At 38.8% G+C, this 23,261-nt stretch carries 19 protein-coding genes; 14 read left to right on the top strand and 5 right to left on the bottom strand.

The window, feature by feature from the left end; translation table 11 throughout:
- Positions 1 to 78: 78 nt before the first annotated feature.
- Positions 79 to 1,359 (top strand): glutamate-1-semialdehyde-2,1-aminomutase, encoded by a 1,281-nt coding sequence (locus A3H37_11805; protein ID OGL51725.1) that lies wholly within the window; start codon positions 79 to 81, stop codon positions 1,357 to 1,359.
- An 849-nt stretch (positions 1,360 to 2,208) separates the two neighbouring features.
- On the opposite strand, the gene A3H37_11800 is transcribed toward A3H37_11805, so the two are convergent.
- The 4 genes from A3H37_11800 to A3H37_11785 form a co-directional block, all read right to left on the bottom strand.
- Positions 2,209 to 2,400, bottom strand: a complete 192-nt coding sequence (locus tag A3H37_11800; protein OGL51724.1) for a hypothetical protein — start codon at positions 2,398 to 2,400, stop codon at positions 2,209 to 2,211.
- A gap of 80 nt (positions 2,401 to 2,480) precedes the next feature.
- Positions 2,481 to 3,917, bottom strand: coding sequence for an aspartyl/glutamyl-tRNA amidotransferase subunit B (locus tag A3H37_11795; GenBank protein ID OGL51723.1), 1,437 nt, complete (start codon positions 3,915 to 3,917; stop codon positions 2,481 to 2,483).
- A gap of 263 nt (positions 3,918 to 4,180) precedes the next feature.
- On the bottom strand, positions 4,181 to 5,641 hold the full coding sequence (gene gatA / locus A3H37_11790) for an aspartyl/glutamyl-tRNA amidotransferase subunit A (GenBank protein OGL51722.1): 1,461 nt from the start codon (positions 5,639 to 5,641) through the stop codon (positions 4,181 to 4,183).
- Positions 5,642 to 5,652: 11 nt separating this feature from the next.
- Positions 5,653 to 5,940, bottom strand: coding sequence for an asparaginyl/glutamyl-tRNA amidotransferase subunit C (locus A3H37_11785; GenBank protein OGL51721.1), 288 nt, complete (start codon positions 5,938 to 5,940; stop codon positions 5,653 to 5,655).
- A gap of 334 nt (positions 5,941 to 6,274) precedes the next feature.
- On the opposite strand from A3H37_11785, the gene A3H37_11780 reads away from it, so the two are divergent.
- The 8 genes from A3H37_11780 (at position 6,275) to A3H37_11745 (ending at position 14,298) form a co-directional block, all read left to right on the top strand.
- The gene (locus A3H37_11780) at positions 6,275 to 7,561 is read left to right on the top strand and encodes a hypothetical protein (protein ID OGL51720.1); all 1,287 of its coding nucleotides are present in this window, start codon (positions 6,275 to 6,277) and stop codon (positions 7,559 to 7,561) included.
- Positions 7,562 to 8,665, top strand: a complete 1,104-nt coding sequence (locus A3H37_11775; protein ID OGL51719.1) for a tetraacyldisaccharide 4'-kinase — start codon at positions 7,562 to 7,564, stop codon at positions 8,663 to 8,665. It begins immediately after the preceding gene.
- Positions 8,662 to 9,570: a hypothetical protein gene (locus A3H37_11770; protein ID OGL51718.1), complete on the top strand. Its 909-nt coding sequence runs from the start codon at positions 8,662 to 8,664 to the stop codon at positions 9,568 to 9,570. Before A3H37_11775 ends, A3H37_11770 begins: the two co-directional genes overlap by 4 nt.
- 41 nt (positions 9,571 to 9,611) lie before the next feature.
- Positions 9,612 to 10,697, top strand: a complete 1,086-nt coding sequence (locus A3H37_11765) for a lipopolysaccharide heptosyltransferase II (protein ID OGL51717.1) — start codon at positions 9,612 to 9,614, stop codon at positions 10,695 to 10,697.
- A 19-nt stretch (positions 10,698 to 10,716) separates the two neighbouring features.
- A complete protein-coding gene (locus A3H37_11760; GenBank protein OGL51716.1) occupies positions 10,717 to 11,340 on the top strand; it encodes a D,D-heptose 1,7-bisphosphate phosphatase in 624 nt (207 codons plus the stop codon).
- 9 nt (positions 11,341 to 11,349) lie between these two features.
- A complete protein-coding gene (locus tag A3H37_11755; protein OGL51715.1) occupies positions 11,350 to 12,354 on the top strand; it encodes a hypothetical protein in 1,005 nt (334 codons plus the stop codon).
- Positions 12,347 to 12,835, top strand: coding sequence for an ADP-heptose synthase (locus tag A3H37_11750; protein OGL51714.1), 489 nt, complete (start codon positions 12,347 to 12,349; stop codon positions 12,833 to 12,835). Before A3H37_11755 ends, A3H37_11750 begins: the two co-directional genes overlap by 8 nt.
- A 335-nt stretch (positions 12,836 to 13,170) precedes the next feature.
- Positions 13,171 to 14,298 (top strand): hypothetical protein, encoded by a 1,128-nt coding sequence (locus A3H37_11745; protein ID OGL51713.1) that lies wholly within the window; start codon positions 13,171 to 13,173, stop codon positions 14,296 to 14,298.
- A 33-nt stretch (positions 14,299 to 14,331) separates the two neighbouring features.
- On the opposite strand, the gene A3H37_11740 is transcribed toward A3H37_11745, so the two are convergent.
- Positions 14,332 to 15,564, bottom strand: coding sequence for an LPS export ABC transporter permease LptF (locus tag A3H37_11740; GenBank protein ID OGL51712.1), 1,233 nt, complete (start codon positions 15,562 to 15,564; stop codon positions 14,332 to 14,334).
- A gap of 229 nt (positions 15,565 to 15,793) precedes the next feature.
- Between A3H37_11740 and A3H37_11735 the strand changes: the two genes are divergently transcribed.
- The 5 genes from A3H37_11735 to A3H37_11715 all read left to right on the top strand — a co-directional run bounded on the left by A3H37_11735 (position 15,794) and on the right by A3H37_11715 (position 22,944).
- A complete protein-coding gene (locus tag A3H37_11735) occupies positions 15,794 to 16,888 on the top strand; it encodes a hypothetical protein (protein OGL51711.1) in 1,095 nt (364 codons plus the stop codon).
- Positions 16,876 to 17,745 carry a hypothetical protein gene (locus A3H37_11730; GenBank protein OGL51780.1) on the top strand — a complete coding sequence of 290 codons (870 nt, stop codon included), beginning with the start codon at positions 16,876 to 16,878 and terminating at the stop codon, positions 17,743 to 17,745. Before A3H37_11735 ends, A3H37_11730 begins: the two co-directional genes overlap by 13 nt.
- Before the next feature lie 146 nt (positions 17,746 to 17,891).
- Complete coding sequence (locus A3H37_11725) at positions 17,892 to 18,626, top strand: 3-deoxy-manno-octulosonate cytidylyltransferase (GenBank protein ID OGL51710.1); 735 nt, start codon at positions 17,892 to 17,894, stop codon at positions 18,624 to 18,626.
- Positions 18,623 to 20,242: a CTP synthase gene (locus tag A3H37_11720; protein ID OGL51709.1), complete on the top strand. Its 1,620-nt coding sequence runs from the start codon at positions 18,623 to 18,625 to the stop codon at positions 20,240 to 20,242. The genes A3H37_11725 and A3H37_11720 overlap by 4 nt, the downstream gene beginning before the upstream one ends.
- 452 nt (positions 20,243 to 20,694) lie before the next feature.
- On the top strand, positions 20,695 to 22,944 hold the full coding sequence (locus A3H37_11715; protein ID OGL51708.1) for a phosphate acetyltransferase: 2,250 nt from the start codon (positions 20,695 to 20,697) through the stop codon (positions 22,942 to 22,944).
- Positions 22,945 to 23,261 lie beyond the last annotated feature (317 nt).

Genomic DNA, 23,261 nt, shown 5'->3' with positions numbered 1-23,261 from the left:
TAAGTCTTCTAATGAGATTGCTTCGCTTCGCTCGCAATGACAGCAACCTGAGTTTCCCAATATCTCCTGAGACATCCATTGAGAAAAATTTCAAAAAAACTTTTTAGTATTTCCTTAAAACATTTCCCCGGTGGAGTTAACAGCCCTGTCCGGGCATTCAAGACTGTTGGAAGCACTCCTCTTTTTATAAAAAAAGCCAAAGGCTCAAAAATTCTTGATGTAGATGAAAATCAGTATATAGATTTTATTTGTTCTTTTGGTCCTCTGATTCTTGGTCATTCTCACCCTGCTGTGATTAAAGCCATAAAAAAAGTTGCAGAAAAGGGGACAAGCTTTGGCGCCTGCACAGAATATGAAATTGAACTTGCCTCAATAATAAAAAAGGCAATGCCTTCAATAGAAATGCTGCGCTTTGTAAACTCCGGCACAGAAGCCACAATGAGCGCAATTCGTCTTGCAAGGGCATATACAGGGAAAGATAAAATAATCAAGTTTGAAGGCTGCTACCACGGCCATTCTGATAGTCTCCTTGTCAAAGCAGGTTCTGGCGCATCAACTACAGGCATACCAACAAGCCAAGGAGTTCCTGAAAGTTTTATCAGGAATACAATAAGTCTTCCCTATAACAGTATAGAAGCAATTCTAAAAATTTTTACAAAAGACAAAAACACTATTGCAGGAGTAATAGTGGAACCAGTAGCAGGAAATATGGGAGTTATCCCGCCTGTTAGAGGTTTTCTTGAGGCTTTAAGAAAAATTACTGAAAAAAATAAATCACTTCTGATTTTTGATGAGGTGATTACAGGATTCAGAGTCTCTTTTGGCGGTGCGCAAAAGCTTTATAAAATAAAGCCTGACCTCACCTGCCTTGGAAAAATCATAGGCGGGGGATTACCAGTTGGCGCCTATGGAGGAAAAAAAGAAATAATGAAAATGGTATCACCCTCAGGCAATGTCTATCAGGCAGGAACACTTTCAGGAAATCCTCTTGCAATGAATGCGGGAATTGCAACGCTTAACATATTATCAGAAAAGAATTTTTACAACCAATTAGAAGATAAATCTGAAAGACTTTGTAGTGGAATTGCAGAAAAAATAAAAAAACACGGAATCAAAGCATCATTGTCCAGATTTGGTTCCATGTTCACAATATTCTTTAGAGATACTCCTCCAGCCAACTATCAGGAAATCTGCCAGTGTGACATGAAAAAATTCAGCAGATTTTTTAACCTTCTTCTTAATGAAGGAATATTCATTCCACCATCACAGTTTGAAGCATGGTTTGTCTCTCAGGCTCATTCGGGTAAGGATATTGAGGAAACAATTACTAAGGCAGGGAAGACATTAACAAAGATTTAGTTTTCATTTTCTGAAAGATTCAGTCCTTCATGTGATAGTGCATTTCGTACTATTTCGCGTACATGAATAGCAATACGAATAGCACTATTCGCTTCTTCTTTAGTTACTACTTCATCTTCTCCTGGATAGCGTGCTGTAATTGCAAATGGGGTTAGTTGTTCTGCTTCTTTAAGTTCCTCAGTCCAGTCCTTGTTGCACAGCTTTAATAGATTCCTAATGTTATGAGTGTATGGAAAATCTATTTCAATTAAAAGCTGCTCTTAGAGGAATGTGTTTGAAAGACAAATCACCAAACTTTTCACAAATATGGCAGGTTCCAGTTATATTCTTTTTTCGCGACACTAGATTTCACATTAAGATTATTCGAATTAAGATAATCCCACATAAAGATTAAAATTTTTTATATTTGTAATTCGTTGGCACACTGATAAGATGTCGGCTTTCCGTTTGAAGTTTCCTCATAACCTTTTTCTTTATGCGAAAAATGCATTATTTGTCCGGCATTAAAATCTTTGAAATGCTCTTTTGCAAAAGTAATAATTTTAAGTTCACTGTCAGAAAACAATGAAAGCTCCGACTTTTTAACCGAGATGAATTTTTCTTCTATGATATCTTCATTATAGGGAATTTCCTCGATTTTTATTTCCCCGTTTTCAGTATTTGAATTATTAACTTTTTTATAGTTTTATATTAATTTTAGACAAGATATAGTTAAAAGTTGATTAAACGGTTTACAGCCAGAATCCATGCCTCAAATTCCTTGAATTATATCAGCCAGCTCGCAAAAATTGTTGGGTTTAGGAAAAAAGGGGACAGCCTGCCGTCCCCTTTTTCTAAAACCTGTCCTGTCTACTTATCTCTAATCTGGATAAGGGTTAATGCTATAACGAATCCAAGGCAACTATTCACGAATTTTATCAAAGCAGTAGTACTCAAGAACGGGATAAAAGGAATAACTCCAGAACCACCTGCACGGCAAAGAATAGCACCAATGAAGCCTATAGCTGCAAGGTAAATGAGAATATTGACCAACATTTTCATATAATCACCTCCCTTCTTTTATTATTTAAAAGGAGTTTTAACAGCCTGACCTTATAAAAGATGCAAATGGCTATTTTTTTTTACTTTTTTACCTGTAGTTTCTTTTTCAATATCTCATTGACCATCTGCGGGTTTGCCTTACCCTTGCTCTCCTTCATAACCTGCCCTACAAGAAATCCCATAACTTTATCTTTTCCATTCAGAATATCCTGCGCCTGTTTTGGATTTTCTTCAATCACTTTATCAACAATTTTTTCTATCTCCGAAGTGTCTGTAACCTGAACAAGTCCTTTTTCCTTTACAATCTCTGATGCCTCTTTCCCGGTTTTATACATCTCCTCAAAAACAGTTTTGGCTATTTTCCCGCTTATAACCCCGTCATCAAGAAGTTTCAGCATTCCTGCAAGGTGTTTTGGCGAGACAGGGCATTTCTCTATCCTTTCTTCATCTCCCTTCAGCTCTCTTAAAAGGTCTCCCATAATCCAGTTGCTCACTTTTTTAGAATCAGGATAGAATCTTAAACACTCCTCATAATAATCTGCAAGCGCTCTTGAGGAAGTCAGGACCTGTGCGTCATATGAAGGGATTTTGTAATCTTCTGCAAACCTTTTTCTCTTGTCAGCAGGAAGCTCAGGAAGTGTTTTTCTTATCCTCTCAACCCATTCATCATTAATCTCAAGCGGAACAAGGTCGGGACAGGGGAAATAGCGGTAGTCATGGGCTTCCTCCTTGCTTCTCATTGAAGATGTTGCTTCTCTTTTTGGGTCCCACAACCTTGTTTCTTGAACAATTATTCCTCCATCTTCAAGAACCTCTCTCTGACGGATTATTTCATACTCAAGCGCCTTTTGTAGGTTTCTGAAAGAATTCATATTCTTAAGCTCAGTTTTTGTCCCAAACTTTTTTTGTCCAACAGGTCTCAAAGAAACATTTGCATCACACCTTAAGCTCCCCTCCTCCATGTTGCAGTCGCACACCTCTAAATACATAAGGATTTTCTTTAACTCTGCAAGATACTCCTTTGCCTCCTCAGGAGACCTTATGTCAGGTTCACTCACTATTTCCATCAAAGGCACACCGGTTCTGTTCAAGTCAACATAACTCCCATCAGGTATATTCTCGTGAATGTTTTTTCCTGCGTCTTCCTCCATATGGACTCTTGTTATTCCTATTTTCTTGGGCTTTCCATTGACTTCAACCTCAAGATAACCATTAAGCCCCAGGGGTTCATCATATTGGGATATCTGATAGCCCTTTGGAAGGTCAGGATAAAAATAATTTTTTCTTGCAAAACGGCAGAAACGGGCAATGGTGCAGTTTAAGGCAATAGCAGTTTTCATTGACAGGTTAACAACCTCTCTGTTGAGCACCGGAAGAACTCCTGGCATTCCAAGACACACCGGACAGGTCAGGGAGTTTGGTTCCTCACCAAATTTTGTACTGCAATGGCAGAAGATTTTTGACTTGGTTAAAATCTGCGCATGAACCTCAAGTCCAATTACCGCTTCGTATTGCATGTTAGTTTCTTCTCCAAAGAAAGTGATTAATAATCCCTCCTTATCCCTTTTAGCAAACAAGCTATGTCGCAATGTCATTGCGAGGGAGCAAAGCGACCGAAGCAATCTAATCTTTTATCTGTCCGCTTTTTAATGAGATTGCCACGCTCCTGTTAGTCGCTCGCAATGACCAAAAAGAATTGTGACACAGTCTGAAAGATGGAATGGGGGAAAATCCGATTTTCACTTGACCCATTGATCTCTCGAACCATAAACCCCTTCCCTCACAATTCCGGCTTCCTTAAATGCCACTCTGTTGCCTGCTCATAACAGTATGCAACTTTTAAAATTGTCCCCTCGTCAAAATGCTTTCCGATTAGTTGCAGCCCGGCAGGCAAACCATTCCTGTCAAACCCGCAGGGGATTGATATTGCCGGAACACCTCCAAGATTTACTGAAATTGTGAATATATCAGAAAGATACATTTGAAGAGGGTCATTTGATTTTTCTCCAATTTTAAAAGCAGTTGTTGGAGCTGTAGGGGTGAGTATTATATCAACTTCTTTAAATGCCCTGTCAAAATCCTCCTTTATCAGCGTCCTTGCTTTCTGGGCTTTTTTATAATAAGCATCATAATAGCCTGAACTCAGGACATAAGTCCCAAGCATTATCCTTCTCTTTACCTCGTTCCCGAAACCCTCAGAGCGGGTTTTGCAGTACATTTCCATAAGGTCCTTTGTGTTTTTTGACTGATAGCCGTATTTAACTCCATCATACCTTGCAAGGTTTGATGAAGCCTCTGCTGTTGCAAGGATATAATATGTGCTGACAGCATACTCCGTATGCGGGAGAGAAATATTTATTACCTCAGCCCCCTCGCCTGCAAGCCTCTTTATTGCATCATCAACACCCGCCTTAACATCTTCATCCATCCCTTCTACGAAATATTCCTTTGGGATACCGATTCGTATTCCTCTTATACTTTTTCCAATGGAATCAAGATAATCAGGTATTTTTCTTGGAACAGATGTGGAATCTCTCCTGTCGTGGCCTGCAATTACATTAAGGACTATTGCGCAATCTGTAACGTCTTTTGTTATTGGTCCTATCTGGTCAAGTGATGAGGCAAATGCCACAAGCCCGTATCTTGAAATCAGTCCGTATGTGGGCTTCAGCCCTACAACACCACAACAGGCAGCAGGCTGTCTTATTGACCCCCCTGTGTCAGACCCGAGTGCTGCAATGCACATATCCGAAGCAACCGCAGCAGCAGAGCCGCCGCTTGATCCCCCCGGAATCCTGTCAAGGCTCCATGGATTTCTCGTTGTTCCCAAAAAAGAGTTTTCTGTTGAAGACCCCATTGCAAACTCGTCCATGTTTGCCTTTCCAACAAAAATGCTCTGCCTCTCCTTCAGCCTTTCAACAACACCAGCATTATATGGAGGAATAAAATTTGAAAGTATTTTTGATGAACAGGTTGTTGGCACATCCCTGACGCACATATTATCTTTTATGGCAAGTGGAATACCGAAAAGAAAATCCCCAACACCATCTTTCTTCATCTTTTCATCAAGAAGTTCTGCTTCACCCAGAGCCCTTTCACCAAGGACTGTTACATATGCATGGACTTTCCCCTCAACCTGCTCAATCCTTTTCAAAACTGACCGGACAATTTCAGTTACAGAGATTTCTCCGGACTTAAGCATGCTGTGAAGCTTAAGTATATTTAAACCGCGCAGTTCCAATTGCTTCTCCTCTATTCAATTATCTTTGGCACCTTGAAAAAAAATTTTTCTCTTTGCGGGGCATTCCTGAGGGACTCCTCCACGGGAAGAGAACTTTTTATCTCATCATCCCTGAAACAATTTTTTAAATCTATCACATGGGATGTAGGAACGATATCTTCTGTATTGAGCTCATCAAGTTTTGAAACATAATTCAGAATCGTGCTGAGTTGTTCTGTGAACCTGTTAATTTCATCTTCAGAGAATTCAATTCTTGCAAGTTTTGCTATATGCTTTACTTCTTCTTTTGAAATACCCATTATTAAAACCTCAAAACTCAAAAGGCAAAAATAAACTACTCTGTACCGAAACCACAGAGTATCAAAATCAAAATAGCGTGGTCGAGGGATTCCGCATAAGGTGCCTGCCTACCGCAGGCAGGCGGAATGATATACAGGTCACTCTTTCATCCCCATGCTCCAGCACAGCGCATTCAGGTTGTGTTTTTCATAAACTCAAATAAGCTATTTCTATATATTTTCAACCCTGCAATTGCAAGCCTTTTTTAAATTGCATTTTTCCGGTTGCTCTGATATTTGAAATATAGAGATATTCTGGAGGGTTTTGAATTACACAGATTTTAATTATAATAATATGTATGTAATATACGGGTTTCTGACATATCTTTTTTTCCTCATAACATCTCCATATTTCATCTATAAATTATTAACCACTAAAAAATACAGGGCAGGAATCAAAGAACGGCTTGGTTTTCTTGGCAGAAGATTTAAAGAGATGAAACCGGGCAAAAGGAGAATATGGATACACGCTGTGTCTGTCGGAGAGGTGATTGCCGCATCACTTCTTATAAAAAGAATCAGAGAATTATGGCCTGATGAAACTTTAATATTAACCACAGTTACTGAAACCGGCAACAATACAGCAAGGAAAAGGATAAAGGAGGCAGATATAATAACTTTCTTCCCTCTTGATATTGGATGGTCTGTGCGCCGTTTCAAGGGTTTTTTAAATCCTGACATATGTATTATAATGGAAACCGAACTCTGGCCTAATTTCCTAAAAATCATTTCTGAGAATAAAACCCCTGTGCTCATTGTTAATGGAAGGCTTTCAGAAAAATCATACAGGGGCTATAAAACAGGAAAAATATTTTTTGAAAATGTTTTAAAGAAGATATCAGCCTTCAGCATGCAAAGCGATTCTGACGCAGAAAGAATAATGCTTCTCGGAGCAGAAAAGGAAAAAATATTTGTAACAGGAAACCTGAAGTTTGACCAGGTCTTCAAATCTGGTTCCCGGATGAATCAGAACATAGCAGAAGAGTTAATGTTGCCAAAAGGCTGCAAAATCCTGGTTCTTGGCAGCACTCACAGGGGAGAGGAAGAGATTCTTATATCTGTTTATAATAAATTAAAAATAAAGTTCCATGACCTCTTTCTTATTGTTGCTCCAAGACACCCTGAGCGCTTCAGGGAAGTTGAAGAACTTTTAACAAAAAACTCCATTGCATTTTGCAGGAGAACGGAAATAAAAGGAAATAATCTCTCCGGTAAAGAAGCAATACTTCTTGATACAATCGGGGATCTTCCAAAAATATACAGCATTACCACCATAGTATTCATGGGAGGGAGTCTTGTCCCTGTTGGAGGGCATAATATTCTTGAACCTGCTGTTTTCAAAAAGCCGGTGCTTTTTGGAAAATATATGCATAACTTCAGGGATATTGCAGAGCTTTTTGTTAAATCAGGAGGCGGAATTCAGGTCTTTGAACCATCAGAGATTGAGAAGGAAATCTCAAACCTCCTATCAAACCCTAAAAGGCAGGAAGAAATAGGGAAAAAAGCCTACTCCCTTTTTGAAAAAAACCTTGGAGCAACAGAAAGAAACATTGAGATAATCAAAAGGTTTCTTCCTAATTAAATGATGAATATAAAAAAATATTATCTTCGTATCATAATAGAGACGGATGGTAGTCTGCTGTCGTCTCTGATTAGGGCAATTCTGTCTCTGGCTTCCATCCCGTACCTGTTAATAATTAACCTAAGAAACTTTTTTTATAAAATAAAACTGCTTAAAACAAGGAAACTGCCGTGCTTTGTAATAAGCATAGGAAATCTCACATGGGGAGGAACAGGCAAAACCCCTGTTACTGAAAAGGTCTCGGAAATTCTTTCAAGGAATAACATTAGCCACGCAATCCTGAGCAGGGGGTACAAGTCTGAAAACACAAGCAGGATAAATGTCGTCTCAGACAAATATTCGATTCTTCTTAAACCTCCATATGCCGCAGATGAAGCCCTCATGCTTGCAGAAAACCTAAAAGGAGTGCCAGTAATAACAGGAAAAGACAGGTATTCAACAGGAAAATTTGCCATTAAAAACTATGGCGCAAAAGCCCTGATACTTGATGATGGTTACCAGCATATAGCGCTTGAAAGAGACCTAAATATCCTTCTTATTGACTCAAGCAAGGATTTTGAAAAGGAGAAGCTTACCCCAAGAGGAACCTTAAGAGAACCATTCAAATCCCTCAGCAGGGCAGACCTGATTCTGCTGACAAAGACCAATCAGGCTGGCAGGGATATAAACAGGCTCCGTGATTTTATAAAACACTATAACCATACTGCCTCTATAGAAAAAGCTGTTCACAGGGTTGAAGGGGTTATTGAGTTCAAATCAGGAAGGGCTTTCAGTTTAAGCTCCTTTAAGGATAAAAAAGTACTTGCCTTCTCAGCTATTGGAGACCCAGCCTCTTTTCATTCATCATTAAAAGAAATTGGATTAAATATTGCCGGGTTTATTGAATTTGACGACCATCATTACTACTCTCCTGATGAAGTGAATGAAATTTACAGAAAAGCCAAAACATTAAAAGCTGAAGCAGTAATCACTACTGAAAAGGATATTAAAAGAACCCCTGAAATCTTTTCATTTGCTGAAAATTTATATTTCTTAAAACTTTCTGTAGCCCTTGATGAAGATTGTATTGAGAAAATAATTTTAAAACATTTTAAGTCTCTATGAAACCTCTGTATCTGGTTTTTCTTGTGCTGATAAAAATAATAGGTGCCATACCTTTGCAGGTATCTGGTTTTGTTCTGACACGCCTGAGCCGTATTGCATATTACCTTGACAAAAAACACAGAAATATTGCCATAGAGAATCTTAAAGTTGCCTTTGGGAATGAAAAGAGTCAGGAAGATATAGAACTGATTGCCAAAAGGGTTTTTGAAAACCTTACTTTGACTTTTCTTGATTTCTGCAGGATTCCTAAAATAACAAAAGATAATTTAAACAAGTTTGTTACCATTGAAAATATTGAATATGTTCATGAAGCGCTTAAAAAAAGAAAGGGTCTGCTTCTTGTTACGGCACATTTTGGAAGCTGGGAAATTCTGCCCCATCTATTTTCACTCCACTACAAACCTTTAAATATCGTAGTCCGTCCTCTTGATAATGCCGCGCTTGATATGCTTGTATCAAGGTATCGTTCGCTTTCCGGGAATAAACTGATAGATAAAAAAAGCGGTTTAAGGCATATTTTTAAAGCTATACAGAAAAAGGAAATAATAGGGACCCTGAATGACCAAAATGTGAAGTACAGCGAAGGAGTGTTTGTGGATTTTTTCGGGAAAAAAGCCTGTACAAATTTTGTGCTCGGGCTTATCTCCCTGCGCACAGATGTCCCTGTTGTCATGGGATTCATAATAAGAGAAGGGCTTGAAAAACACAGAATCAGGTTTGAAAAACCAATTGATATAGAAAAAGGAATAGATAGAAATAAATATATTTTAGACTTTACGCAGGCTATTACTGCAATAACTGAGAGTTATATAAGGAAATACCCTGAGCAATGGTTCTGGGTCCACAGGAGATGGAAAACAAGACCAAGGGTTGCAACTAAAGAGACAAAAGGAAATACTCAATGAATTTCAGAAAGCAAAAAAACTATAATTTTAATATCTGATTTATGCTGAACAAAGAGAAAATAAAGAGAATCTTTATCCGCGAGTCTAACTGGATAGGAGATGCCATAATGACAACTCCTGCCATCTCCAGCATTAAAAAAAGCTTTCCTCAGGCAAAACTATTTGTTGCTGCAAACCCGTATGTGGCTGAGATACTAAGGGGTAATCCCTGCATTGATGAATTTCTGGTATTTGATTCAAAAAACTCAAACAATAACCTTTTAAGCAGATTCAGGCTTTTCAGAGAGTGGGGAAAAAAATATAATTTTGACATTGGAATACTTTTCACCAATTCCTTTAAATCCGCCCTTGAAGTTTTTCTGATGGGAATACCTGAACTGGCAGGCTTTGATACTGATGGAAGGGGCTTTTTGCTCACAAGGAAAATTCACGCAACTGCTGAAATATTAAAAAAACATGAGGTTGAATACTTTCTTGACCTTATTAAAGGAATTGGAATTGAGCCGCAGAGCAGAGACTTGACACTCAGGCTTTCAGAACACGATGAAGCCTTTGCAAAAGATTTTTTTGGCAAAAATAATCTCCTGCCAGCACAAATGATTATAACCGTATGCGCAGGCGCATCTCTTCAGCCGAAGGAATGGCATCCTGAAAGGTATGCAAAGGTATGCGATATGCTGGTAAGAAATCTTCGCGCGCAGGTAATAATTCTTGGAAGCAATGCTGACCAGATAGTTTCTTCAAAAATCATTTCCTTTATGGAAGAAAAGGCAATCAACCTTGCAGGAAAAACATCTCTGCGGGAATCAATGGCAATCATAAAAAACAGTGACCTTTATATTGGCAATAACACCGGACCCATGCATATTGCCGCTGCTTTTAAAACCCCGATAGTCGCAATCATGGGTCCATCAGTCCCTGAAAAAACAGCACCATATCTTGAAAAGGAAAAATACGAACTTGTAATAAAACCATTTGAATGCAGGCCCTGCAGGCACAATTTCTTCAAAGAGTGTAAATCGTCAGCTGATAATAAACCCCCTTGTATTGAAGCAATAGAAGTAAAAGATGTAATGGAAAAAATTAATTTACTTATCAGGAGATTGGGTATAAATTTTAAGGTTTAACCCCGCAAAAAGGAGTTATATGAGAAGCAAAAAACAAAATAAAGACAGAGCAATATTTCTTGACAGGGACGGGACAGTTACTGAAGAAGTAGGATATGTGAACGACCCAAATCGTTTAACTCTTCTGCCAAGGGCAGGAAAGGCTATAAAACTGATTAACCAGTCTCCATTCAAAGCAATTCTGACCACAAACCAGGCAGGTGTTGCAAGGGGATATTTTTCTGAAAGCATGGTACTTAAAGTCAACAGATGGCTTGAAACACTGCTTATGATTGAAGGATCATTTCTTGACAAAATCTATTACTGCCCGCACCATCCTGAAACAGGCAAAAAACCTTATAGAAGCAAATGTAATTGCAGAAAGCCAAAACCCGGAATGCTTCTTAAGGCTTCAAGGGATTTTAATCTGGACTTATCAATATCTTATGTTATAGGTGACAAGTTAAGCGATGTGGATTTTGCAAAAAACGCAGGCGCAATGCCAATAATTGTAAAGAGCGGTTACGGGAAAGGAGAACTGAAACTTAACAGGTCAGATTCATCCATAAAACCTCTTTTTATAGCTGAAGACCTGCTTGAAGCTGTCTTATGGATTTTTTCACAGGAAGGAATAGAAACAACAGACAAAACTGTGCGGTTCTGAAAGGTCAAAATGGTCAACAGGAATAAACTCATAAAATTTTTGGATAAGTTTAAATCAGCTACAATACTTACAATTGGAGATATAATAGCTGATGAGTATATATATGGAAGTACAAGCAGGGTTTCAAGAGAAGCCCCTGTGCTGATTCTCAGTTTTGACTCTGAACATATTTTTTTGGGAGGAGGAGGAAACGCTTTAAACAACCTCAAAAGCCTTGGATGCAAGGTAATTCCTGTTGGGGTAGTAGGTAGCGATTATTTTGGAAAAATAATTTTATCAAATATAAAAAAAATGGGAATTCCTGCAGAAGGGATTTTTTCTGAAAAAAACAGGGTCACAACACGAAAAACAAGGATTCTTGCAGGAGGCTACCACACAACAAAGCAGCAGGTTATCCGGATTGACAGAGAGCCTGATTCAATGATAAAAAACAGCACTGAAGAGAAGATTATAAACTTTCTTGATTCAAAGATAAAAAAAGTTGACGCAGTAATGGTTTCGGACTACGGGCTTGGGCTCTTGTCGCCAGCAGTAATAGATAAAATAAACAACATGGCAAAAAATCACACTGATACCATAATAACAGTTGACTCAAGGTTTAACCTCTCCCAGTTCAGAAATGTTTCTGCGGTAACACCAAATGAACCCGAAGCATCAGAGTGCGCAGGCATTGCGATTGGAGATGAAGACAACGGCACACTTAATGAAGCAGGGAAAAAACTTATGGAAATGATTGACCCGGCTGCTGTCCTGATTACCCGCGGAAGAAAGGGTATGAGGCTATTTGAAAAAAACGGAAGAATAACTTCCATGCCGATTTTTGGTTCTGATGAGATTGCAGACGTAACAGGCGCCGGAGATACGGTAATCAGCGTATTTACACTCTCGCTCGTGGCAGGGGCAACACTTGAAGAAGCAATGAATTTGGCAAACTATGCTGCCGGAATAGTAGTTATGAAAAGGGGAACTGCAACTGTAACACAGAAAGAATTAAAGGATGTATTGAATGCCTGAGCAGGCTCCTAAATTTAAAAGCCTTGACAGCCTTGAGCTCATCGTAAAAGGCTTAAAAAAGCAGGAAAAGAAAATCATTCTCGCCAATGGCTGTTTTGATATCCTCCATGTCGGGCATATACGCTATTTGACAGGAGCAAAGAACCTCGGCGATGTTCTAATCGTTGCATTAAACAGTGATGAGTCCACAAGGGCATTAAAGGGAAACGGAAGACCAATAACCACTGAACAGGAAAGAATTGAAATAATATCAGCCCTTGAGTGTGTTGACTATGTCACGCTTTTTTCAGAACTCAATATGGATAATGTCCTGTTGAGGCTTAAGCCTGATGTGCACGCAAAGGGCTCTGACTATACTGAAGATTCCGTGCCTGAAAAAGAGACAGTAAAAAGCTATGGAGGCACGGTTGCTATCACAGGAGACCCAAAGGACCATTCAACAAAGGATATTATAAAAATTATTTCGGGACTCCACCGTTGACATTTAGAGGGGTATTAATGTCGAACGATATTAGGATTTAGAAATTAATCTCAGAGGAGGATTCTATGCCAATTGATAAAGAGCTGCTTGATATATTAGCCTGCCCGAAATGCAAGGGGGATATCTATCAGAATGAGAAAGGAGACGGATTAATCTGTGATTCCTGCAAACTCTTGTATCAGATAAAAGATGATATTCCGGTTATGCTCATAGAAGAAGCAATAAAACTTGATAAATAATAAAGATGCTATGGAGCTTAATAAAAAAATATTTTTGAAAACTGTTTTATAGAATACAGGATTACAGAACATATTCAATCCTCATAAAAGAAATCTTTGCAAAAACTGAACATAGTCCAGATTATCAGCAGCTACCATCTGACAGGAGCGGCAACACCAACTCTTGCTCTGGCTTCAGGACTGCAAAGGCTTGGTCATAATATTATTTTTCTCTGCAGCTCTCTTAAGAAAAACCTTGTGCTGGATGCAAGAAACCGCGGAGTAAATGCTCAGACATCGCTATCCCTTGAAAGAAGCGCCAACCCTCTGAAGATATTAAGCGACATCAGCAGGCTTTCAGGGATAATTGATAAAAACAGAATCGATATCATTCACACCCATCTCTCCCATGACCACTGGATATCAATGCTTTCTCTTTTTCTCTCAAAAACAAAGCCTAAAATCATCAGAACAATCCACAACCAGAAGGCAGCAATAAAAAGAGCTGACAGCAGAATATTATATTCCGGCGGTTGCAATGCAATTACAACTATATCAGAATTTCATAAATCGCAGATTTTGAGAAATTTCAGAATCAATGATGAAAAAATAAAGGTCATATATGGCTCTGTAGATACAAAATACTTCAATTCCTCTCTGTCTCCATTGAGAATACGGGAGGAACTCTCAATACCGCAGAATTCTCCTGTCATAGGGCTTGTGTCAAGGTTTAAACCGGGCAGAGGGCATGACCTCATTTTAAAAGTTCTGCCATTTTTAAAAGAAAGCTACCCTGATATAAGGCTTATTTTTGCTGGCAGGGGAGAGACTCTTGCAGAAACAAAAAGAGCTGTTGAAAGCCGGAAACTTAATCAGAATGTCATCTTTGTTGGATATAGGAGAAATGACCTTCCTGAGCTTTACGCAGCAATGGACATATTACTTCTCCTTGGTGAAGGAAATGACGGTAGCTGCAGGGCTGCCCTTGAAGCTATGGCTTGCGGAAAACCGGTAGTAGCTTTCGGGTTCGGAGCTATTAATGAAATCATATCAGACGCAACCAATGGGATGATTGCAAGAGATCAGGATATTGAAGATTTAAAAACAAAACTGCTCATTCTTTTAAAAGACATGGAGCTAAGAATAAAAACAGGGAAAGAAGCACGGCTCACCGCAGAGAAATATTTTGATAACGAAATTGAAGCAAGGGCTTATGAAAAGCTCTGCATAGATCTCTTAAGATAGAGGTCTAATCTTGCTGCTTTTTAAGAAACCTTTCTAAAAACCCTTTCTGAACAGTCTTCTTTGAATGGAAGATAATATATAAGTGATTCTTTGGGAGATTTCAAGTATCCACGAGCTCTTGTCATTAGCCACTCTTTGAAGCAGATAAGCCCCGATTGACAAAAAAATTAAGCTTGGAGACCATGTGGCAACCAACGGGTTTATTATTCCTTCCTCTCCTAATCTCTTTCCTGCCATGAAAAAAATAAAATAGGTTAACATCAAAAAGATGCAGATTATATACCCCGGTTCTTTGCCGCTTCTCTGAAAAATTATTCCGAACGGAATTGCAACAACTCCAAACACTATACATGAAAATGGAATTGCAAACTTCTGGTGTATCTCCATTGTGATACTATTGTACCTCTTTAAGTTACTTTTCTTGTTTTCCCTTTTTTCCAATAATTCATCAACAGACATCATTTTCTGCTGTGGCTTGAATTCACTCGGGTCAATTTTCTTTAGAAGGTCTAACCGTAAAGTCATAGATGAGAACCTTATAAGCCTGTATGTTTCTGACAAACCTTTCCCAATATGAATAGTGCCGTCAGAAAGCATCAATGCTATCTCATAGGAACTTTTCCCGGGTATCAATCTTCCCTTCTTGGCAAAGATTGTTTTCTTGTTATTCTCATTTCTGCTGTCTGAAATCAGAACTTCATCAAGCACCCCTTTTGAAGAAATTTCATTTGGATATAAAACAACACCATCAGTTATCTCATTGAATGTTTTTTCCTGAAGTCCTACAACAGCCTGATTCTGAATCAGTTCCAGAGCAAAATCCCTGAAATAACGGTAAGACACAGGGGTAACTATAAGCATCATCATCAAAGACGCAAGTGTGCACAGAAAGGAAAAAACCAGCACTGAAGCTGATACCCTGTAAAGGCTTATCCCCGAAGCCTTAATCACAGTCATTTCATTATCAGAGGACATACGGAACATTGCAGTAATAACGCCAATAAAAAGTGCCATTGGAATGATGAACCCTATGAATTGTGGAATGAGGAAAATAAATAACTTAATTATATAAATCAGCCCGATATTGCGGTTTACTATCAGGTCAATAAGTATTCTGATATTCCCAAGGATTATCAGTACGGTAAATATCAAAAGAAGTGATATAAAAGGGAAAAATATCTCCCTTATCAGGTATTTATCAATAATTTTGACTCTGAAAGGATTTATTCTTTTCATAACCAGTTTCTTGTAATCTTTTACCTGCAAGGAAGTCAACCCTTTTGGGTTTTGACAAAAAACTTTAAATCTTGCTTGACTGCTTCAAACTTATATCATAGATGAAAATAATTATTAACCTAATAAAAAAATTGACATCTTGCTGGATAAGTGAAAATATTAATATTGAGTCTCTGATTAAAGAGACAGCAGAAGGTATAAACACAAAACATCCTTTGATTTTTCAGAACAAATAACCTTTCATTAACCTGGCTTAAAAATGGATTTTAATAACATCTTAATTGTCAAACTTGGTTCAATCGGAGATATAATCCACACACTGCCAAGCCTGAACGCTATCAAAAGCGTTTTTCCTTATGCAAAAATAAGCTGGGTTGTTGAAGAAAAGTCCAAGGAAATTCTTTTAGGTAACAAGAATATAGACAAGCTGTATATCGTTGACACTAAACGGTGGAGAAAAGAGATACGCAAACCGGCATCATTTTTACCTCTCATAAAAGAAGTCAAAGGGTTTTTTAAAATTTTAAGAAATGAAAATTTCGACCTGGCACTCGATTTTCAGGGACTCATAAAAAGCGGAATAATCACCTTTTTTTCAAATGCAAAATTTTCAATAGGTTTTGACAAGGAAAACTGCAGAGAACCGTTAAATGCCATTTTCACAAAGATTAAGGTTGCTCCCTCAAAGGGAGATAATCACATGGTTAATAAAAATCTGAGCCTCCTGAAAAAGCTGGGAATAAGAGTGAATGGTAGTGAGTTCAGGCTCATATATCCTGATTTGGAAATACAGAAACTGGCTGATAAAATCTTTTTGGAATATAATCTTGACCAGAGAAAATTCACTGTTGGAATTTATCCGGGAGGTGGATGGGTTACAAAAAGATGGGAAATAGATAAATTTGCAATGCTCTTTGACTTGTTAAAAGAAAAATTTGATCCCCAAGTCCTGCTTATATCAGGAAAGGGAGAGGAATTTCTGGTAGAAGAAATAAACAGGAAAACAGGGAACAAGGCTCTTGTAATATGCGGAACAACATTAAAAGAACTGACAGCACTTTTAAGCCGTATTGACTTATTTATAGGAGGAGACACCGGACCCCTTCACATGGCATCTGCAATGGGAATTCCCACTGTTGCGATATTTGGTCCATCTGACCCTGAAAAAAATGGACCTTATGGAAACTGGAACAGAATAGTTCAGAAAGATCTGGAATGCAAAAATTGTTACAAAAGAACCTGCGATTCTGTCAGGTGCATGAAAGAAGTTCAGGTCAAAGAGGTTTTCGAGGCTGCAGGTTCATTAATAAATATAATCAACTCCAAGAAAAACCGGAAGCAATCCCTTTGCTAACTAACAGCCTCAGGTCAATTTTAAAAAATAATAAAATCACTCTCAAAAAATCCCTTGGGCAGAATTTTCTAAATAATAATGATATATTAAAGAACCTCATCTCCTTCATTAACCCCTTGGAAAACGACATATTTTTGGAAATAGGTTCCGGAATCGGAACCCTTACCTTTCCGCTCTGCAGAAAAGCAAAAAAGGTTTTTGCCATTGAAACCGACAGAAGGCTGATAGCGGTTGCAGAAGAACTGAAACAGGAATCAGATAATATAGAATTCATAAAACAGGATATTCTTAAAACTGACCTTGAAGATTTTTTTGATAACAGATTATCCCCGGGAGAAAAGACAAGAGTAACCGGAAACCTTCCCTATTACATCTCCACGCCGATTCTGTTTGAATTGCTAAAGGTAAAAAGATATGTTAGTGATATAATCATTATGCTTCAGAAAGAGCTTGCAGCAAGAATACTGGCAGAACCCGGAACAAAAGACTATGGCAGCCTGACAGTTTTGCTTCAAACATACGCCGACATAAAAGTAGGCTTTGAAGTAAAAAGAACCTGTTTCTACCCTCAGCCAAAGGTTGATTCAGCAGTCATCAAAATAACCCCACTCCCTGCTCCGAGAATAGAAATCAAGGATTATGATTTATTTTCTAAACTTGTAAAAACTTCATTTGCTCAGAGGAGAAAAACATTGAGAAATAATTTAAAAAATTTAGATGAAGTAAAAAAATCTCCTCATCTGATTGACATGCTTTTAAGCTCTTCAGGGATAGACCCTGAATTGAGAGCTGAAACCTTATCTGTTTTTGATTTTAAAAAATTGTATGATTCGCTGTTGGAAATAGGATATAAGTAATATAGAATTATAATTTTAAATGTCAAAATCCAAATACCAAAAGAATTTCAAATAACAAAATGGTAAATTTTTTTTAAACTTTAAACTTTGACGTTCATTTGATATTTGAGCTTTGACATTTGAAATTAATGTTAAAGGAGATTTTTTTGAAATCCTCAGTCATAATACCTGTCCGTTATGGGTCATCAAGATTCCCCGGAAAGCCTCTTGCTGTAATCAGGGGAAAAACAATGATTCAGCGCGTTTATGAAAGAGCCCTTGAATCAAAAGAGGCTGATAAAATAATCGTTGCTACTGATGATGAAAGAATATATAAAGAAGTCGAAAATTTCGGCGGTGAAGTCAGAATGACCTCCGCTTCTCATGTTTCAGGAACAGACCGTATTGCAGAAATAGCAAAAAGTTTAAAATATGATTTAATCGTGAATCTTCAGGGAGATGAACCGTTGATAGACCCGTCATTGATAGATAATTCCCTTTCTTTTATGAAAGCCAATAAGAGAGTAAAGGTATGCACTTTCAGAAAACAGATTTCAGACCATAATGCAATCAATGACCCGAGTGTGGTAAAGGTTGTTTCTGACAGGAATGGATTTGCTCTTTACTTCTCAAGACACCCGGTACCTTTCCCCCGCGGACAGAAGGAAGAAAAAATTTTCTATTATAAACATATTGGGATATATACATTTGACAGGGAATTTCTTTTAAAATTCTCTTCCCTTCCCCCATCACCTCTTGAAAGGGCTGAAGGGCTTGAGCAGTTAAGGGTTTTGGAGAATGGTTTCAGGATGAAAGTTCTTGATACAGAGTACAACCCGATAAGCGTTGATACACCTGAAGATGTAAAAGTAGTTGAAGACGTTATAAAAGAAACTAAATGAGCACAAAATTCATATTCATTACCGGCGGTGTTGTCTCTTCTCTCGGAAAGGGGCTTGCATCAGCTTCAATAGGAGCTATTCTTGAAAGCCGTGGATTGAAAGTAACGCTCCAGAAACTTGACCCATATCTCAATGTTGACCCGGGCACAATGAATCCCTACCAACATGGAGAAGTATTTGTCACCGATGACGGGGCTGAAACAGACCTTGACCTTGGACATTACGAAAGATTTGTCAGCTCGCGCACCTGCAAACTGAATAACCTCACAGCAGGGCAGATTTATAACTCGGTCATAAAAAAAGAGAGGCGCGGTGATTATCTTGGCGGGACAGTACAGGTGATTCCGCACGTAACAGACGAAATCAAGTCAAACATATTAAAGATAGCTGATGGCATGGATGTTGTTATCACAGAAATAGGAGGTACAGTCGGAGATATTGAAAGCCAACCATTTCTTGAAGCAATAAGACAGATGTGGATTGAACAGGGAAGAGAAAACGTCATCTTTATACACCTCACCTTAGTACCTTATATCAAAACTGCAGGAGAACTGAAAACAAAACCAACACAGCACAGCGTCAAAGAACTGCGCTCAATAGGTATCCAGCCAAATATACTGCTGTGCAGGACAGATAAATTCATTTCAAAAGAACTAAAAGCAAAGATCGGTCTATTCTGTAATGTTGATGTAAATGCAGTAATAACAGCGCAGGATGTTGAAAGCATATATGAAGTCCCATTAAACCTTCACAATGAAGGGCTTGACGGTATAATTGTAAAGCTTTTAAGTCTTAACACAAATGCTCCTGACCTTTCCAAATGGGAAAACATTGTTGCAAAAATCAAAAAAACAACCTATTCGGTAACAATTGGGATAGTAGGAAAATATGTTGAATTCCGTGAATCCTACAAGAGCCTGACCGAATCCCTTGCACACAGCGGAATAGCAAACGACGCAAAGGTAAATATAAAATGGATTGATGCTGAAAAAATCATCACAGAAGGAGAAGAAAAACACCTTGTTGATGTGGACGGAATTCTGGTCCCCGGCGGGTTTGGAGAAAGAGGCATAGAAGGAAAAATCAAAGCTGTCACTTATGCAAGGAAAAACAATGTTCCCTTTCTTGGCATCTGCCTCGGAATGCAGGTTGCAAGCATAGAATTTGCAAGAAATGTTTGTAATCTTAAAGAGGCAAACAGCAGTGAGTTTGATAAAAACACTCCAGATCCCATTATAGACCTCTTAACAGAGCAGAAAGAGGTTAAGGAAAAAGGCGGAACAATGCGCCTTGGCTCATACCCGTGCAGGATTGAAAAAGGAACAAAGGCATTTGATGCATATCAGAGCGAGCTGATAAATGAAAGGCACCGCCACCGCTATGAGTTTAACAACAATTACAGAGAAGTATTCTCAAAAAATGGTTTTTGTTTTTCAGGGCTTTCACCTGACGGAAAATATGTGGAAATAATAGAGCTAAAAGAGCATCCGTGGTTTATTGCCTCCCAATTTCATCCTGAATTCAAATCCACTCCCCACAATCCCCATCCCCTCTTCAGGGACTTTGTCAAAGCCGCCCTCTCCTACCTTGATTTGTACGCAGGCAAGGAGAAATAAAAGGAAATAAAGGGGACGGTTGTTAATGCTCACTAATCAGGTAACTCTTTTGGTATAATTAAAATCAGATATAAACCAAAGGAGGCCTGAATGCAATTTAAAGATAAAGCTGGAAGTTTATAAAAAATCTTATAATGAATCTTGGAAACTTTTTATTTGAGTATAATCACTTAAGAAAACATGGGGGATTGCTTCGCTTCGCTCGCAATGACATTGTTCCGCAATTTTCCCTTTCTCCCACTTTAAAAAAAGGGGGATATAGTGGGATTTGAGATTGCCATGTCGCTATCGCTCCTCGCCTGCCTGCGGTAGGCAGGCAATGACTCCATTATGAACTTTATTCAACAAACACTTCTTGACATTTCTTAAACATTTATCATATAAAACCATCTCTGTTAAGAGGTAAATGTGTATTAGGTTGGTTTGTAAAAATTATATTTTGGAGCAGAAAAATGATTAGAAAACAGGATGCCTTGGACTATCATTCTCAGGGAAGGAAAGGGAAAATTGAAGTTATCTCTTCCAAACCCTGCTCAACCCAGCGAGACCTCTCACTTGCCTATACACCGGGTGTTGCTGAGCCATGTCTTGAAATAGAAAAAGACCCGGAAAAAGCCTATCTCTACACTGCCAAAGGAAACCTTGTAGCAGTTGTAAGCAATGGGACTGCTGTGCTTGGACTCGGAAATATCGGAGCTTTAGCCGGCAAACCCGTTATGGAAGGAAAGGGAGTTCTATTTAAAAGATTTGCTGACATTGATGTCTTTGACATTGAGGTTGACTCTGAAAATCCTGACGATATTATAAAAGTCGTTAAACTCCTTGAACCGACATTTGGAGGAATAAATTTAGAGGACATAAAGGCTCCGGAGTGTTTTTACATAGAAGAGACCCTGAAAAAAGAAATGAAAATTCCTGTCTTCCACGATGACCAGCACGGAACAGCAATAATCTCAGGAGCAGCGCTTCTCAATGCCTTGGAGATAGTCGGGAAACCAATAGACAAAGTAAAAGTTATTTTCAATGGCGCAGGAGCTGCAGGAATTGCTTGCGCTGAACTGTATCTTTCCCTTGGTGTCAAAAAAGAAAATATTATAATGTGCGACACAAAGGAAGTTATATATACAGGAAGAAAAAGTGGTATGAACCCTTATAAAGATAGATTTGCCGTTGATACAAAACTTCGCACTCTTCAGGAAGCAATGGAGGGAAGAGATGTCTTTGTTGGAGTATCAGTAAAGGATGCGATTACAAAAGAAATGGTAAAAACAATGAATGATAAACCAATTGTGTTTGCCATGGCTAATCCTGACCCTGAGATTACATACCATGATGCAAAAAGCGCAAGGGATGACATAATCATGGCAACAGGGAGGTCCGATTTCCCGAACCAGGTGAACAATGTGTTAGGCTTTCCTTTCATCTTCCGCGGAGCCCTTGATGTGAAGGCAACTGCTATTAACATGGAGATGAAGATTGCTGCCTGCCATGCCCTTGCAGACCTTGCAAAAGAGGATGTCCCTGAATCAGTCTGCAAGGCATATGGAAATGAGACATTCAAATTCGGTCCTGAATACATAATACCAAAACCCTTTGACCCCAGAGTACTCACTTGGGAGTCAACTGCTGTCGCAAAAGCTGCAATAGAGTCAGGGGTCGCAAGGACAAAAATAGATATAGATGAATACAGGGAAAGGCTTGAGGCAAGGCTTGGAAAGTCAAGAGAGGTAATGAGGACTATCATTCACAAGGCACAGGCAAAACCAAAAAAGATTGTCTTCCCTGAAGGCGAGCAGGAAAAGATTTTGAAGGCAAGCCAAATACTGATTGATGAAGAAATAGCCCACCCAATACTTCTTGGAAAGGAAGAGGGAATAAAATCAAAAGCAAAACATTTTAACATCGCCCTTGATGGTATAGAAATAGTAAATCCGTTAAAGTCTAAAAAGTTTGATACCTATGTAGCAGAGCTTCACAATCTGAGAAAGCGCTACGGGGTTACTTTAAATGAAGCAAAAAATCTGATGCATAACCCGAACATATTCGGTTCAATGATGGTCCACATGGGAGATGCTGACGGGCTTGTCTCAGGACTGACACTTCATTATCCTGACACAATAAAACCTGCGCTTCAGATAATCAAAAAGAAAGATGATTTAAATAAAGTAAGCGGGCTTTACATGATGATAATAAAGGAAAAGGTTTTCTTTTTTGCTGATGCAACTGTGAACATTGAGCCATCATCAGAGGATTTGGCAGAGATTGCAATCTGTTCAGCAGACCTTGCAAAAAGGTTTAACATCGAGCCAAGGGTTGCAATGCTTTCGTTCTCAAACTTCGGAAGCACAAAGCATCCTTTTCCCTTAAAGGTTAAAAAGGCAGTTGAAATTGTAAAGCAAAGAAGGCCCGATATTGTGATAGATGGCGAGATGCAAGCTGATACAGCAGTTGTTCCTGAAATAATCAAAAATACATATCCCTTCTCTGATTTAAAGGATGGGGCAAACGTACTTATATTCCCTGACCTGCAATCAGGAAACATTGCGTATAAATTACTCCAGCGGCTCGGCGGTGCTGAGGCAATCGGACCAATACTGATGGGAATGAGAAAATCTGTCCATGTGCTACAGCGTGGGGCAGAAGTCAACGACATTGTCAATATAGCTTCAATTGCAGTTGTTGATGCGCAGAATAGTGTGTAAGAAGGGGTCAAGGGTTCGAGGGTTCAAGGGTTTTTTCGGAAAATGTCATTGCGAGCGACCGCAGGGAGCGTGGCAATCTCAAATTTTCCTAATTTGATGTAGGGACAGGGTTTGACCCTGCCCATCATTTTTCCCTCTCCCCTTGCGGGAGAGGGAAGGGTGAGGGGTAATTAATGTCATTCCCACCCCCATTTCCATGAGGGTAAACTCCAGCAGGAATCCATGGTTCGACAGGCTCACCATGTATCCTGAGCTTGTCGAAGGACTGGATTCCCACTTCCGTGGGAACGAAAAATAGTAAAATATTTTGGATATTA

Source organism: Candidatus Schekmanbacteria bacterium RIFCSPLOWO2_02_FULL_38_14, assembly GCA_001790855.1.
In the GTDB taxonomy this organism is placed as follows: domain Bacteria; phylum Schekmanbacteria; class GWA2-38-11; order GWA2-38-11; family GWA2-38-11; genus 2-02-FULL-38-14-A.
Note: the sequence above shows the minus strand (reverse complement) of the source record. Positions and strands in the feature narration are given on the sequence as shown.